Consider the following 14,862-nt stretch of genomic DNA (forward strand, 5'->3'; position numbering starts at 1 on the left):
AGTAGAGAAGTGCGTGGGTTTTTCAGAATTGTTAGATGTGTCGCATTCCCAGCGATGAGTGCGGAGTGATGAATGATGAGTACGCTTTGGTACACTCATCACTCATCACTACTCCGCCAACACCCAAGTGTCCTTGCTCCCGCCCCCCTGCGAACTATTTACCACCAGGCTGCCTTTGGGCAGGGCCACGCGCGTCAACGCGCCGGGGACGATGGTGATGCGTTCGCCGTAGAGGATAAAGGGACGCAAGTCGACGTGGCGGCCTTCGATCGCGCCGTCGACGAACGTGGGATGCGTGCTGAGTTGAATCGTGGGTTGCGCGATATAATCGCGGGGTTTGGCCTTGATCAGCCGCGCGAATTCCTCGCGCTGCTCGGCGGTCGACGCCGGGCCGATCAACATGCCGTAGCCGCCGGATTCGTTCACCGTCTTGACGACCATCTTGTCCAGGTTCGCCAACACGTGGCTCATGTGGCTGGGCAACTGCGGGCGGAAGGTTTCGACGTTCTGCAGAATCGGATCCTGCTTCAAGTAGTAGCGGATCATGTCCGGAACGAAGGGGTAAATGCCCTTGTCGTCGGCGATTCCCGTGCCGATGCTGTTCGCCAGTGAGACGTTGCCGGCGCGATACGCGTTCACCAACCCTGGCACGCCCAACATGCTGTCAGGGCGGAACGTCAGCGGATCAAGAAAATCGTCGTCGATGCGGCGATAGATCACGTCCACGCGCCGCAGGCCGCGCGTCGTCCGCATAAACACGCGACTTTGATCGACAAGCAAATCGCGCCCTTCGACCAATTCGATGCCCATGCGCTGCGCGAGAAAGCTGTGCTCGAAATACGCGGAGTTGTAAATGCCGGGGCTCAGCAGCACGACGGTGGGGTCGGCCGCGGCTGGCGGCGGCGCGATGAACTTGAGGACGTCCAGCAAGTAAGCCGGGTAGTCGTCCGTCAGACGCACGTCGTACAACTCGAAGACCTGCGGGAACACGCGCTTCAGCACCTGCCGGTTTTGGAGCATGTAGCTCACGCCGGAGGGGGTGCGACCGTTGTCCTCCAAGACTACATAGCGGCCGTCCGTGTCGCGAATCAGGTCGGAGCCGCAGATGTGGATGTAGATGTCTTTGGGGACAGTCGCCCCCATGAACTCGCGGCGGAAATAGGCGGCCCCGTAAACCAGACGAGGGTCCACCACGCCATCGCGCAGAATATGCTGCTGGTGGTAAATGTCATGCAGAAAATGATTGAGCGCGGTGAGCCGCTGCGCCAGCCCGCGTTCGATCTCGCTCCATTCATGCGCCGGAATGATCCGCGGCACCGGATCCATCGGCCAGACCCGTTCGATGCCTTCGTCGGCGCGGTAAACAGTGAAGCCGACCCCTTCCTGTTGCATCGTCAGGTCGGTCATGCTCTTGCGGCGACGGAACTCCGTGGAGCTCATCGTCCGCAGACGCCGGTAGAGCGGCTCGTAATGCGGCCGAGGATTGCCCTCGGCGTCGAGCATCTCGTCGAAGGCGGCGCCAAGCTCGTACCCGTCCGTTAGGCGCGGCTCGTTCTCATTTCTGACAGGATGCACCGACGGGGGCTGGTTCATTGGGTAGGGCAGTCTGAACTTGGCGCATCGCGCGGAACGTGGGCAGCGTTCGCCGGAAAATCGAGCAGCCGGCCGACAAGTTTGCTGGGGACGACTCTCGGGCGGTTCGCCCGTCGATGTCGAACTAAAATCGCAAAACTTGCGGACGAAATGATTTAGGGTAAACTGCTCGCACTTTGCCGGGCCTGAATTGAAGGTTGGTTATAGTGGAATTGCAAGCCATGTGCCAACAGCAACAGGATTGACCGGAAGTCCAACATTTAGGGAACAAACCCGCATGACGTATTGTTTGGGCATCAAGACCGAAGCTGGCCTGGTGCTGGCCTCCGACTCGCGCACCAACGCCGGCATCGACCACGTCGACACCTGCCGCAAGATGCACACCTTTGTCACGCCCGGCGAGCGCTTGTTCGTCATTCTCTCGAGCGGCAGCCTCTCGATCACGCAGTCGGTTATTACGCTGCTGGACGAGGAATTTGCCCGCCGGCAGGGACTGGCTTCGGCGGCCAATTTTTACGCCGCGGCGCGCTGCGTGGGGGGGCACGTGCGCAAAGTCGCCGAGCTGGATCGCACTGCCCTGGAACGGGACGGGATTAGCTTCAATATCAATCTGATTGTGGGCGGGCAGATTCGCGGCGAAGAGCATCACCTGTATCTGATTTACCCGCAAGGAAACCCGTTACGCGCGACCGTGGAATCGCCATTCTTGCAGATTGGCGAGAGCAAATATGGCCGACCGATCCTCGATCGCGGCGTGCGGCATCACGAGACGACGCTCGAGGAAGCGACGAAGTACGCGCTGCTGTCGATCGACTCGACGATGCGCTCCAACATGGCCGTCGGCCCGCCCATCGACATCGTCGCCTATGCGCCGGACGAGTTCGATTTACGACGCCGCGCCCGGCTCACGGCCAGCGACACACGGCTGACGGAGCTGCGCAGCCACTGGGAGAGCGAACTGCGCCGCGTGATCCAGACGTTGCCAAGCGTGAAGCTGCCGTGATGACCGCAACGCGCTCTTACGAAAAAAGCCCAGGGAAGGCCCTAAGAATCGTTCTATTGGCAGCGATTCTTGGAGGCCTTCCCTGGGCTTGGACATATTCTTCTTGTTAGAAGCCAACTCCCTTGGTGGTGAGCTTAATCCGCACCAAGAACATGTCGGCTGTGATGTAGAGCGTGGAGCCGTCGTCGCCGAAGCCGCAATTGGCCGTGGCTTGGCCGGTGGCCAGGAGGCCAAGCGGCGTACCATCCGGGGCGAGGATCCAGACGCCGCCGGGGCCGGTCGCGAACACGTTGCCGTGAACGTCGACTTTCAGCCCGTCCGGCGATCCCGGTTCTTTCCCAAAGTACTTCGTGGCGTCGAAGAACACGCGTCCCTTGTCGGCGTCGATCGTCCCATCGTCTTTGACGTCAAAGGCCATAATGACCGGGGCGGCCCCGTCGGACTGCGCGACGTACAGCGTCTTCTCATCCGGCGAAAAGGCGATGCCGTTCGGTCGCGTCATCTTGTCCGTGAGTAGCGTCACCTTACCGTCGGTGGAGACGCGATACACGCCGCAGAAATCCAGTTCGCGCGTGGGATCGTCCGCTTGCTTCGGCAGACCATACGGCGGATCCGTGAAATACAGGTCGCCGTTCGATTTATACGCCGCGTCGTTCGGGCTGTTGAATCGCTTACCGTCGTACTTATCGGCCAGCGCCGTTTTCTTGCCGTTCTTTTCGAGCCGCGCCACGCGCCGGTCGCCATGTTCGCAGAGGACGAGGCGGCCTTCCTTGTCGAGCAACAGGCCGTTCGAGCCAGGCTCGCCGCTCGGCGCGGCGCTCCCGGTATAGCCGGCTGGCTTGAGGAACAACTCGATGCCTGTGCCCTCTTTCCACTTCATCACCGCGTTATTCGGGATGTCCGAAAACAGTAAGTAGCCACCGTCGCGGACCCAGACCGGGCCTTCGGACCACTCAAAGCCTTCGGCGAGCTTCTCCATCTGCGCGTCTTTAGGAACAATGGCGTCAAGGCGCGGATCGAGACGGCGGATTTCGCCAAATACGCCGGCCGAGACAGAATCTTTCAATTCACGGACGTAGACGTTCTTGAAATACAGCGTATTGCCGTGGTTCTGCAACTCAATCTGCCCGGTCGGATAGATCGGCTTGTCACGTTCCCAGTAGTTCTCCATCAGCACGTTGTCAGTGACGAGTTTGTCGTTCAGCTTCACCGTGACGCGATCGCCCACCATCTTGATATAGAACGAGTTCCACTCTCCGACCGGCTTGTCGGCCAGCACCAGCGGGTTGGCCGGATTCTTCTCGTTGTTGAACAGGCCGCCCGAGCCGATGTCGCGGAGCTTGTGGTCCCAAATCTGCACCTGCGGGCTGCCCCGCAGATAGATGCCGGAATCGCCCGCCTCTTCGATCTTCCAATCGACGTACAACTCGAAGTCGCCGTAGTCCTTCATCGTGCAGAGACTGTCCCCCTTGCCGTTGAAGACCAACAGGCCGTCGACCACTTTCCAGCATTCGCGCATCTTGGCGTCGGCCGTTTTCTGTGCGGCCGCCAATTCATCGGCGCTCATCGCGGCCCGCGACTTCGGATCGCCGACCAGGCCCTTCCAACCGTCCAAATCTTTCCCGTTGAAGAGCGCCGTATAGCCCTCTGGCGGCGTGTTGTCAGCGGCGGAGAGAGTCGCGGCGCAGGAAAGCGAGGCGACAGCGAAAGCGAGCAAAGCAAGCGTTCTCATGGAGGGCGCATCCAGAGTGGGAGAGGGCGAAGAACTTCAGGCAGGTCGCCGCGACGAAAACCCGCGACGGACCCTATCGTAAATCGTGGGCGTCACGGTCGCAAGCAGTTTGGTATTGGCCCGCGAAACACGCGAAACACACGAAAAAAGGACATCACTGAGGGGACTGAATTGAGTTGGCGCGACGAACTCCCCTGTCCGTTTTTAGCGTGTTTCGCCGGCAAACTCCTATCGCGGCGTCACGGTCACCTCGACCGGTTCGACAAATTCCCGGCTTTTGGCTTCGATCTCGTCTGCGGTCATCTCGCCGGCTTGCACCCAGACGCGATAGTTAAGTTCCAGCGGTTTGTCCTCGTCGAGCTGGTATTCGAAATATGAGCCAAAGCGCCCGTAGTCCCGTTCGCTGAAACGGGATTCTTTCGGATTCTCCGGTCGATCGAGCATGGCGATGGTGTAGCGCTGGCCGCTGATCACGCAGCTCATTGCGTGCCACGGTAAGTTGACCATTTCCTTCGCCTCGGGCCAGTTGAGCGTTTCGCCGGGAGCGCCTTTGCCGAAGGGGCGGATGTAATACGTTTCCTTGTTGGTCACGTCAGCGACTTCCTGCGCGGCGCGGAACTGAAAGCCTGCGTGCTGCGGGTCGCCGTCGAGTTTCACGGGACCGACGGTGCTCCGCAATCGTGAGGCGAACTCGATCAGCGTCCCATTCGGCAAGACGTAAGTGGTCAGCTCCCGCTCTTCATTGGCAAAGACTTCGCTCTCCTGGCCATGCCAGTGAACCTTGACCGTGTGCCGCCCGAGAATCGCCCCAGCCTCGTTCGAAAGAAAGCCTTCGTGCGATTCGTAGGCGCCGTTCGTGCAGTGCCATGTATCCGCCGTGCGGCTGTCGCCATAGCTGATGCGATTGAAACCGTAGAACAGCCCGCGATGATGCGGAAACAGCCCTCCGGGCCCTTTCGTCAGTAACGACTTACCGGCTGGGTCGAAAACGTGGTGATAAACCTTGTACGTCTCCGCGCGGCGCTCCGGCGTGGATTCGTCGAGTTTCGCTAACATGTAGCGCAACAATGGCCGTTCCGCGCGGCGAAGTTCGACCGATTGATCGCTTGGCTCGGACCAGGAAAGCGACGACGACTTCGCTTCCGGCAAGAGATCCGCAAAGGAGCGATCGAGAACTTCCAACGTTCCCTTCCAGGTGCTGCCTGCCTCGCGGTGCATCACGACGAAATGCAATTCATAGCGACGCATTCCGGCGGGAGCGCTGTTGTCAGCCGTCAAAAGGCCGACCGGCGTTAATTGGGCGTCATGCCGATTGCCCAACTCGTCCGACAGGGACGCCAGCGGATCGGCTGGGTACGACTCAGGCAAATCGATCGTTGCCTTCGCCGGCGAAAAACTCCGCGCGTGGTTCCCTGCACTGACGGTGATCTGGAACTGGCGATTTTCGGCCGCCGCATGGGAGACGCAGCCGAGAATGATCGCCGTAACGAGTAGAGTGAGCGTGGCTGCGCGCATGGAATGGGCCGCTTGTGTGAGGTGCGAATCCCAGCAGCTTAGTCGGATGCCTCGGTCGTCACAACAGGCGAGCTCCGTGGTGCAATCCGGGTCACCTCCGCTCGGCCAGAGGGACGAATTGCCTCGTGGCCGGACCGGTGTAATTCGCTCTCGGTCGGATCAGCCGGTTATTGGACAGTTGCTCGATCACATGCGCGCTCCAGCCGGCGACGCGGCTGACGACGAACAGGGGCGTGTAGAGTTCGACCGGTAGGTTCAGGTAGTGATAGAGCCTCGCGCTCGGCCAATCGAGATTCGGCGGGAGCTTTTTCTCTTCGCGGACGATGCCTTCGATCACGTCGGCCATCTGCTCCATGTCTTCGTGGCCAGTTTCCGCCGCGAGTTTCGCGCACCAGGCCTTGAGATACGCCGCGCGCGGGTCGCCGTCTTTGTAAACGCGGTGCCCGAAGCCCATGATGCGTTGCTTGCTGGCAAGCGCGTTGCGAATCCAGCCCTCGGCGCGATCGGAGCTGCCGACTTTTTGCAGCACCTCCAGCACGCGTTCGTTGGCGCCGCCGTGCAACGGGCCTTTAAGCGCGCCGATCGCGCCGGTCACCGCTGAATGCAAATCAGACAGCGTCGAACAAATCACGCGCGCGGTGAACGTCGAGGCGTTGTATTCGTGCTCGGCATAGAGAATGAGCGAAATATCCATCGCCCGTTCCCAAGCCGGCGTCGGTTCAACGCGCGTCAACATGAAAAGTTGATTCGCCGCCAGGCTCAAACCCGGCTGTGGCAACACCGGTTCCTTCCCTTCGCGAAGTCGCTGCGCGGCCGCCAAGATGACCGGCAATTGCGCCAACAGTCGCTCCGCTTTTCGCAGATTCGCGTCGCGCCCGTTGTCGGCCGTATCCGGATCCCAATGCGCGAGCATGCTCGCGCCGGTCCGCATGACGTCCATCATCGAGGCGTCGCTCGGTAACGCGCGCAGTGTTTGCAGGATCGGCTCGGCAACTTGCGCGGCCTCCAGACGCGTACGAAACTCACCCAGCTCCTTCAGCGTCGGCAATTCGCCGTACAGCAGCAGGTAGGCCGTTTCCTCGAACGTGGCGTGCTCGGCCAGTTGCTCGACCGCATAACCGCGGTACTCGAGCCCGCCGACGATCGTGCTGATCGCCGTCTCGCCGGCGACCACGCCTTCCAACCCAGGGCTATACACCAAGTCCGCCATACTGGCTCGTGCTCCTTGAAAGTTGTAACCGCGAAATACGCGAAATGACGCGAAAGTAGGACCGAATGGTCGGATTCTATGTAGCGGCCCGACTAGGTTATACTACGCAATGCAGAGTCTCAATGGCTCGTCACAACACGCAGTGAGCATCAAGCCATCCCTTCCCCATTTCGCGTGATTTCGCGCATTTCGCGGTTCCATCCGCCCTACGGCGCAGCGTTCACATCGAGTTCCTTAACCAAGAAACTCAACTGATCCGCAGCCAGTTCAATGCGTTTGCTGGTCGGCGTTCCGGCGCCGTGGCCGGCTTTGGATTCAATCCGAATCAACGTCGGCTCCGGCCCGGCTTGCGTTTCCTGCAACGTCGCGGCGAATTTGAAGCTGTGCGCGGGCACCACGCGGTCATCATGGTCGGCCGTCGTCACCAACGTTGCCGGATACTTCACTCCGGCCTTGAGATTGTGCAGTGGTGAATAGGCCAACAACGATTTGAATTGCTCGGCATCGTCCGAGGAACCGTATTCCGGCACCCAGGCCCAGCCGATGGTGAACTTGTGAAAGCGGAGCATGTCCATCACGCCGACCGCGGGAATGCAGGCACCGTAGAGATCGGGCCGCTGCGTCATGCACGCGCCGACCAGCAAGCCGCCGTTGCTGCCGCCGAAGATGGCGAGTTTTTCTTTGGACGTGTAACGCTGGTCGATCAAGTACTCCGCCGCAGCGATGAAATCGTCGAATACGTTCTGCTTGTGCTCTTTCATGCCCGCTTCGTGCCATTCGCGGCCATATTCGCCGCCGCCGCGCAGGTTCGGCAACGCGTAGATGCCGCCCATCTCCATCCACACGGCGTTCGTGACCGAATAGCTCGGCGTCAGCGAAATATCGAAGCCGCCATAGGCGTAGAGCAGTGTGGGATTCGTACCGTCGAGCTTCACGCCCTTCTTGGCCGTGATAAACATCGGCACCTTCGTGCCGTCTTTGCTTTGATAGAACACTTGCTTGGTTTCGTAGCGGCTGGAATCAAACGCCGTCTTGGGCGCGCGGAACACACTGCTTTCGCCTGTTTTCAGGTCGTAGCGATAGATCGTCGCCGGCTGCGTGAAGCTGACGAACGAATAAAACGTTTCGCGTTGATCGCGCCGTCCGCGAAAACCACCGACGGTGCCGATTCCCGGTAGTTCCACCGTGCCGAGCGATTTGCCGTCCAGCCCATGCACCTGCACCTGGTTGTAGGCGTCCTTCATGTACACAGCGAACATCCGGTCGCCCACCACGCTGGCAGATTCCAGTACGTCGTCGCCTTGCGCGAGAATCTCCTTCCACGCGTCCCGGCCCGGATGCGCGGTGTCGATCGCCACGACGCGGCTGCGCGGGGCGTCGAGATCGGTCTGCACGTAGAACACGCCGCCGTCGTTGGCGACAAATTGGTACTTGGCGTCGAAACCGGTCAGCAACTCTACGACGGATGAGCCTGGCTTCGACAGGTCTTGATAGAACAACTGGTTCTTGCGTTCGGTGCCGTGCGTGACGGTGATGATCAGAAACTTGCCGTCCTCGGTCACCTCGCCGTCGAAGCCCCATTCCTTTTCATCGGGACGATGGTACGTAAGCACGTCTTCTGATTGCGGTGTGCCGACGCGATGGAAATACAGCTTTTGAAAATAGTTGGTGTCGGTGAATTTCGTCTCTTCATTCGGCTCGTCGTAGCGGCTGTAGTAGAAGCCCGCCCCGTCCGGCGTCCAGGATGCGCCGGAGAACTTGATCCACTTCAAATGATCTTCCAGGTCTTTGCCGCTGTCGACGCTGCGGACTTTCCACTCCTGCCAATCGGAACCTGACGAAGCCAGTCCATAGGCCAACGATTTTCCATCGTCGCTTAAAGCCGTGCCGCTGAGCGCCACGGTGCCGTCTTCGCTAAGGTTGTTGGGATTCAGCAACTCGCGCGGCTCGCCGTCGAGCGTGTCCGATACATAGATCACGCTCTGGTTCTGCAGGCCGTCATTGCGGTCATAGAAGTATTTCCCGCCGCGCTCCGCCGGCAGCCCGAAGCGCTCGAAATTCCAGAGCTCCGTCAGTCGCTCCTGGATCTTGGCCCGCTGCGGAATTGCGGCATAGTACTTGGCCGTTAACTCCTGCTGCGCTTTCACCCACGTGCGCGTCTCTTCGCTATCCGGGTCTTCCAGCCAGCGATAAGGGTCGGCCACCTGCGTGTCATGGTACTCGTCGACCTGGTCGCTCTTTCGCGCCGCGGGATACGTCCATGCCGCAGCTCCGGTCTCGGGACGTTCGGCGGCGCGGGCCGGTTCCAGGTGGTCCGACATGGTCAACATCCACCCTGCGCCGAAAACGGCCGACACAAAAAGTGCGACGGGTCCTGCACGCATAGTTCACCTGGCGAAATGCGAAGGAGTATTGTGTGGGTCATCGCGGGAATTATAGCGTATTGCCCACGCGAAATAGAGCCGGCAGCGCCCGCGTTCCGAAGCGGCCAGTTTCTCGCTCACGATTGTGGCCGTCAGTTGCTTGGCTGCCGGTCGGCTCAGCGTTAGAATCACGCTCAAACTCACCGGAAACACCTGTTGCGAAGGCCCTCGCCATGAAATCCTGGCTTCCCTGGTTCGCCCTGCTGCTCGTCGCTCTTGGTTCGCAACCAGCGATTGCGCAAAACGACGCACCGTTCTCCGATCGCGCCGAGGCGCTGCCGTTTCCGCCCGACGCGCGGGAAGTCGAATTCGACGCCAACTTCGACGACATCGAATTCCAATCCGGTTCGTCGTTGAACGCGCTGGCCGCCTTCTATCGCCGCGAAATGGCCGCCCGCGGTTGGATGGAGGATGAAGAGGAAGCCGAGAGCGATGATGAATCGGCCGAAATGACGTTTCGATATGAAGGCGCGAAAGTCGTCCTCGAGCTTGACCAACGCTCCGATGCAGTCGTCGTGAGCATGGACTGCGAAGTGCTCGATTTCAGCAACAGTAGCGATCCCGCGGCGCTCATCAAGGCCGGCGTCCCCCAGCCCCGCGCGTACGTGTTTCTCCAAGACAAAACGCCGCGTCCCGCTGAAATCCAGGACGTGTTTTATCGCAGCAACGCCTGCCATTTCAAATCGCCGCTCGAGCTCCAGGCGGCGTTCGATTTCTACTTGAAAGCGCTCAAGTCCGACGGCTGGCGCGAATCGCGCAAACCCATCGTCACCGACGATCGCCGCTATACGGAATTTCAGCGGAAGGGCGTGGAGCTGAGCGTCAACATTTTCTCCGACGAGGTCGGCTCGCGGATCATTCTCACTTACGAAAGCGACGTCAAAGAGCCGAAGATTCCGCCGCTCGCGGAGGTGGCCTCATCAACGCCGAAGAAAAAGGCCTCCGGCGAACCGGATGAACCTGGCCAACCGGATGCGCCGACCGCCGACTTCGCGGAGACCGTCGTCGTCGACGTATCGAAAAACACCGGCGTCGCGACGGTCACGCTGGGCACGAAAAAGTACGCCTTCAAACACGTCGTGGCTTATCGCACGAAGTCCGATTCCGAAGACACGACGCAATTATTCTTTTGCGACCGAGCCATCCCGCTGCAAAAGCTCCAGGCCACGCTTGCCAAGGAAGACAGTGTCAGCATTAGCGATCTCTTTACGTCCGGCTTCCCGCAATACCTCAACATTCAGTTGAACGAATACTTGAGCTTTTCGTTCAACGCCGACGGCGCGGGGATCGGCAACAGCTTCGAAGACCCGATCAACGATCTCAAAGTCGAGAACGGTCGCGTGCAAGGCACGATCAAGACCCGCGAGCCGATGGAATTCTTCGACGAGAAGTTCTCCGTTTCGGCCACGATCGACGCGGTGATCATCACCTCCAGCACGCGTGTCGACCTAGCCACAGCGCCAATCGCAGCACGCGAAACGCGATCCCCGAAGACCGAAGTGCTGCTCCCCGAAGGCGCCGGCAACGTGCAAGGTGAAGGGAGTACGTACTGTAAGACCACGCGCGCGGATGTCGACCTGCCGCTACAGGCCGTCGTGGAGTTCTATCGCAAGGAACTGACCGCAAAAGGTTGGAAAGAACAGAAGCCAGCTGTCAGCTCGGACACTCCCGCGACGTTGATCTTCAAGAGTGCGACCGGCTCCATGGTAGTGCGCCTCTCTGGTGAAGGGGAAAGCACATCCATTGATGCCGCGGTGCATTTCGAAGCCAAGGCTAAGCAAGACGGCATGCTCCCGGAGGCGGGCAAAGGCCGGATCCTCCTTGCCAACGGTCACGAAAAGGCCGTGACGATCATGATCGGCAAAAAGAGCTACCCGCTCAAAGCCGGCCAAGGCATGGAAGATCCGAAAAAAGCCCTCAACTACACCGTCGCCCCGGGCAAGTATCAACTCACAATCAAAGTCCCCGGCCAGCCCGCGAAAAACGAATCGGTAGAAATCACCGCCAACACCACCTGGGGCGTCTTCGTCCTCCCGACCGGCGAGCCGCTTACGTACCAGATTTACTGGAGTGCGGACTCGAAGCCGGAGTAGGCCGAATTTCGTAGGTCAGGCGCCGCCGCCGAAGGAAGAAACGTTGTGTGACGGGGACGCGCTGCCGCATTCACAGATTGCGCCAACAATGTGCCTGACAGAAAACGACGCCGGTTTGTCACACAAGTCGTGCGAAGATTTGGGACGCGAATGCGATCAGCTTTCGTAAGTCGTCACTCCCTTTAACTGCGGTGCCTGACCTACAGAATTGACCCACGGAACACGCGATGAAGAAGCAAATGGTTTGCCCGATTTGCCAGGCCGTCAATGACGTGGAGGACGCGGCGGTCGGCTGCTACGTACTATGCCGCAACTGCCCGCATCGGTTCTACGTTCCGGTTCCGCCGCTGGGCGAAGGTTTGGCGGACGAACCGCCTCCGCCGCCGAACGTCGTTCCGGATTACAAGGCCTGGGATCAGCGGTGGACGAGCCGCGCGCAAGGCATCGAAACGCTCGCCGCCGAAATGCGCTGGCAGCGGATGATCTTGTTAGCGCTATTCGTCGGGCAGGTCGTTATCGGACTGATGGTGCTTTCGCTGTTGCTGGGGATCGGCAGATGAGCGGCTGAACTCGCGTTCTGGTACGGCCCCTTACTGTGCCACCAGCTCGGCCGGCGTTCTCCCACTTCGATCGTTATCCAGCTCGTCGCGGTACCCGCGTTGGCAGCGGACCTAACGAGCTGACGATGAGGCCGGAGTTCATGCGGTCGTGTGGAACGTGAGCGCCATTGTCTGCGCTGTTGGTTGTGGTAAGGTCGTGCAATCTGACACTTTCTTCATCTGGAGACGGCACCATGGGCATTCACGGCGACGACGTGGATTCGAACGCGAAGGAGAATTTGGCGCGCCACAAGAAGGATCTTGAGAAGCTGTCCGAGGCAAAGAAATCGCTCGCTGCATGCACGGAGGCGTTGGCAAAGGTGCAATCGCAAATCAAAGAGTTGACGGGAAAACTGACCGGAAAAGAACGAGATGACTCAGGGCTCGCCCAGCGCAGTGTCGCCGAATATGAACAAATCAAAAAGGCGCTGGCCAAGGCGTCTGCGAGTCTTTAGTGGAAAGAACACGCCCCGAGACTGACTCGAGGCGTGTTCGTCGTTATGCATTGTGGCACGGTCGGGAGACCACCTGCCACGACTCAGTATTCATCCAACACGCCGGACCTAGCCCCCATCCGGAATCTCCGGCTCAACTAGATGCGCCAGTTGCGCGAGCGATTCCTGCCAGCCGAGGTAGCAGAACTCGACGGGGATCGCCGCCGGCAACCCTGCCTGCACGATGTTAACTTCCGTGCCGCAGAGAACTTTGCGCAGCGCAATCGTCACCTGCATTTCGCCCGGCATGTTGGGGTCTTCGAACTTGTCCGTGTAGCGGATCCGTTCGTGGGGCGTGAGCTCGGTGTACGTGCCGCCGAAAGAGTGGCTCTTGCCTGTGCCGAAATTGGTGAACGACATCCGATAACTGCCGCCGACCCGGGCGTCATGCTGATGGACCTTCCCCAGAAAACCGTACGGCGGCAGCCAGCGGGCCATGGCATCCGGGTCGAGAAAAGCCTTGTAAACCCGCTCGGCGGGGGCTTTGAGCACGCGATGGAGATTGACGGAGTTGGTGGATTCAGGCATGAGGGGGCTCCGGAGATGTGAGAAGTCGGTTGATTGCAGGATTTTAGGCCTTCACGTATTCGTCGAACGACCGGGGCGGGAATCGACAACGGACGCACTCGTTGCCGGAGCTTTTTTTGCCTTGCCAGGAGCTATTCGAGCCCGTGTGCCGCAGGGACACTTTCGCGCTTTAACGCCAAGTGAGGTTGAAAACTGACGCTCAATCGGAACTGCTCCCTTTGACAAATGCCCCAGATGCTCGTGCCTTGACATGGGCCGTGTCCTACTTTTCCGAAAACTGTCGCCTCAGCGTCAGAAACGACAGCTACCACAACAGTTTGGGTAGTTTCAACTTAGCGACCTAGCGGCGGTCGTAGGTGTATTCAGTTCATGCGAATGCTGCCCCATGCCGCACCTTAGCAACAACAAGTCGGCCGAAACGCCGCACCTTCGCCAGACTGCCACTTCAAGCGGTCCTGCTTTCGGCCGGCCGCACTTTAAGTTCGATGCAGGTAAGCTTGCGACTCCTGAGAGCGAACTCGCCCCTGCGAGTCTCTATCCCACGCCCAGGCAGCCGCGTTATCGCTCGCTCACCGCCTGGCGCGGCCTGGCCTGCCTGTTGGTAGTGGTGTTCCATTCGTTGTTTTACTGCAATGCGGTCAACTCGGCGCTCGAGCCACACGCGCAATCGCAATTGCTGCGCCTGACCGAGCGCTTCTGGATCGGCGTACCGTTGTTCTTTGTGATCAGCGGCTATTGCATCGCGGCCGCGGTCGATTCGCATCGCCTTCGCGGAGACGGCGGCATTCAGTTCTTCGTACGCCGGCTTCGGCGAATCGTGCCGCCCTACTGGTGTGCGCTGGGAATCACGGCAGCGACGGTGCTGCTCGTGGAACGCTGGCTCTCGCCTGGCCTTTTCGTCGATTTGGTCTCGGGCTTTCCCGACCCGTCGTCGTTAAACGCCCGGCAATGGTTGGGCAACATCACGCTCAGCGAATCCTGGCGTTACCACGTGTTAACGGGCCATCCCAATTACTTCCTCGGCCACGCTTGGACGCTGTTCTACGAAGAACAGTTCTATGTCGTGGCGGGGCTCTTGCTGGTGTTCGTCCCGCGTCGGTTCTTCACCGCTACGGCCGGCGTGACGTTGCTGACGCTTGCGGCGCGTCACTTCGGCGAGCGCGTCGGCCTGTCGGTCAATGGAACCTTTCTGGACGGCCATTGGCTCATGTTCGCTGCCGGCATCGCCGTCTACCACTTTGCTAACCACGCCAACTTGCGACAGAAGCGGCTTTCGATCGCGCTGCTCCTCGCGGGACTTGTCTACGCCTGCAGCGACCTCTCGCTCGTCTGGGGTTTGCCAAACAATTTTCAGTCCAATGCGCTCGCGGCTTTTTGTTTTGCGGTTCTGTTAATTGCTTGTCGGCGATGGGATAGTGCGATTATGACCGCGCGTGGGCTCGCGCCGATCCGCTTTTGCGGTGATATTTGTTACAGCCTTTACCTGGTCCACTGGCCCATTTGTAAAGCAACGTCACATTTGCTTCACGACGCCGGCGTGCGCGGCCCCTGGGGAGCGGCTTGCATCGTCCTCCCGTGCTGCGTCGGCGCCTCGGTGGCCGCTGGATACGTCTTTCACGCGCTGATCGAGCGACGCTTCTTGAACGCGCCCATGTTGAAGGCGTAGAAGACG

The 14,862-nt window shown here is 59.8% G+C and carries 11 protein-coding genes; 5 read left to right on the forward strand and 6 right to left on the reverse strand.

What is annotated here, in order from left to right:
• Positions 1 to 108 precede the first annotated feature (108 nt).
• Complete coding sequence (locus tag SGJ19_10140; GenBank protein ID MDZ4780600.1) at positions 109 to 1,503, reverse strand: circularly permuted type 2 ATP-grasp protein; 1,395 nt, start codon at positions 1,501 to 1,503, stop codon at positions 109 to 111.
• 367 nt (positions 1,504 to 1,870) lie between these two features.
• Between SGJ19_10140 and SGJ19_10145 the strand changes: the two genes are divergently transcribed.
• Positions 1,871 to 2,596 carry a peptidase gene (locus SGJ19_10145; protein ID MDZ4780601.1) on the forward strand — a complete coding sequence of 242 codons (726 nt, stop codon included), beginning with the start codon at positions 1,871 to 1,873 and terminating at the stop codon, positions 2,594 to 2,596.
• A 106-nt stretch (positions 2,597 to 2,702) separates the two neighbouring features.
• Here SGJ19_10145 and SGJ19_10150 read toward each other — a convergent pair whose 3' ends face one another.
• The 4 genes from SGJ19_10150 to SGJ19_10165 all read right to left on the reverse strand — a co-directional run bounded on the left by SGJ19_10150 (position 2,703) and on the right by SGJ19_10165 (position 9,374).
• Entirely contained in the window at positions 2,703 to 4,328 is a 1,626-nt protein-coding gene (locus tag SGJ19_10150) for a family 16 glycoside hydrolase (protein ID MDZ4780602.1), read from the reverse strand.
• A 228-nt stretch (positions 4,329 to 4,556) separates the two neighbouring features.
• Positions 4,557 to 5,843 (reverse strand): DUF6807 family protein, encoded by a 1,287-nt coding sequence (locus tag SGJ19_10155; protein MDZ4780603.1) that lies wholly within the window; start codon positions 5,841 to 5,843, stop codon positions 4,557 to 4,559.
• A 91-nt stretch (positions 5,844 to 5,934) separates the two neighbouring features.
• Entirely contained in the window at positions 5,935 to 7,053 is a 1,119-nt protein-coding gene (locus SGJ19_10160) for a citrate/2-methylcitrate synthase (protein MDZ4780604.1), read from the reverse strand.
• A gap of 206 nt (positions 7,054 to 7,259) precedes the next feature.
• Entirely contained in the window at positions 7,260 to 9,374 is a 2,115-nt protein-coding gene (locus tag SGJ19_10165) for a prolyl oligopeptidase family serine peptidase (protein ID MDZ4780605.1), read from the reverse strand.
• Between the two features lie 275 nt (positions 9,375 to 9,649).
• Here SGJ19_10165 and SGJ19_10170 point away from each other — a divergent pair, with 275 nt between their 5' ends.
• The 3 genes from SGJ19_10170 to SGJ19_10180 all read left to right on the forward strand — a co-directional run bounded on the left by SGJ19_10170 (position 9,650) and on the right by SGJ19_10180 (position 12,623).
• Positions 9,650 to 11,569: a hypothetical protein gene (locus SGJ19_10170; GenBank protein ID MDZ4780606.1), complete on the forward strand. Its 1,920-nt coding sequence runs from the start codon at positions 9,650 to 9,652 to the stop codon at positions 11,567 to 11,569.
• A gap of 227 nt (positions 11,570 to 11,796) precedes the next feature.
• Complete coding sequence (locus SGJ19_10175; GenBank protein MDZ4780607.1) at positions 11,797 to 12,129, forward strand: hypothetical protein; 333 nt, start codon at positions 11,797 to 11,799, stop codon at positions 12,127 to 12,129.
• Positions 12,130 to 12,362: 233 nt separating this feature from the next.
• On the forward strand, positions 12,363 to 12,623 hold the full coding sequence (locus SGJ19_10180; protein MDZ4780608.1) for a hypothetical protein: 261 nt from the start codon (positions 12,363 to 12,365) through the stop codon (positions 12,621 to 12,623).
• Positions 12,624 to 12,731: 108 nt separating this feature from the next.
• Here SGJ19_10180 and SGJ19_10185 read toward each other — a convergent pair whose 3' ends face one another.
• Positions 12,732 to 13,190 (reverse strand): SRPBCC family protein, encoded by a 459-nt coding sequence (locus SGJ19_10185; GenBank protein ID MDZ4780609.1) that lies wholly within the window; start codon positions 13,188 to 13,190, stop codon positions 12,732 to 12,734.
• A 385-nt stretch (positions 13,191 to 13,575) separates the two neighbouring features.
• On the opposite strand from SGJ19_10185, the gene SGJ19_10190 reads away from it, so the two are divergent.
• Positions 13,576 to 14,856, forward strand: coding sequence for an acyltransferase (locus tag SGJ19_10190; GenBank protein MDZ4780610.1), 1,281 nt, complete (start codon positions 13,576 to 13,578; stop codon positions 14,854 to 14,856).
• The last annotated feature ends 6 nt before the right edge of the window (positions 14,857 to 14,862 follow it).

This window comes from Planctomycetia bacterium, from assembly GCA_034440135.1.
Taxonomy (GTDB): domain Bacteria; phylum Planctomycetota; class Planctomycetia; order Pirellulales; family JALHLM01; genus JALHLM01.

Coding starts and splice junctions, on each gene's coding strand:
- SGJ19_10140 (MDZ4780600.1), bottom strand. CDS start 1,503: ATGCTCGACGCCGAGGGCAATCCTCGGCCGCATTACGAGCCGCTCTAC.
- SGJ19_10145 (MDZ4780601.1), top strand. CDS start 1,871: ATGACGTATTGTTTGGGCATCAAGACCGAAGCTGGCCTGGTGCTGGCC.
- SGJ19_10150 (MDZ4780602.1), bottom strand. CDS start 4,328: ATGAGAACGCTTGCTTTGCTCGCTTTCGCTGTCGCCTCGCTTTCCTGC.
- SGJ19_10155 (MDZ4780603.1), bottom strand. CDS start 5,843: ATGCGCGCAGCCACGCTCACTCTACTCGTTACGGCGATCATTCTCGGC.
- SGJ19_10160 (MDZ4780604.1), bottom strand. CDS start 7,053: ATGGCGGACTTGGTGTATAGCCCTGGGTTGGAAGGCGTGGTCGCCGGC.
- SGJ19_10165 (MDZ4780605.1), bottom strand. CDS start 9,374: ATGTCGGACCACCTGGAACCGGCCCGCGCCGCCGAACGTCCCGAGACC.
- SGJ19_10170 (MDZ4780606.1), top strand. CDS start 9,650: ATGAAATCCTGGCTTCCCTGGTTCGCCCTGCTGCTCGTCGCTCTTGGT.
- SGJ19_10175 (MDZ4780607.1), top strand. CDS start 11,797: ATGAAGAAGCAAATGGTTTGCCCGATTTGCCAGGCCGTCAATGACGTG.
- SGJ19_10180 (MDZ4780608.1), top strand. CDS start 12,363: ATGGGCATTCACGGCGACGACGTGGATTCGAACGCGAAGGAGAATTTG.
- SGJ19_10185 (MDZ4780609.1), bottom strand. CDS start 13,190: ATGCCTGAATCCACCAACTCCGTCAATCTCCATCGCGTGCTCAAAGCC.
- SGJ19_10190 (MDZ4780610.1), top strand. CDS start 13,576: ATGCCGCACCTTAGCAACAACAAGTCGGCCGAAACGCCGCACCTTCGC.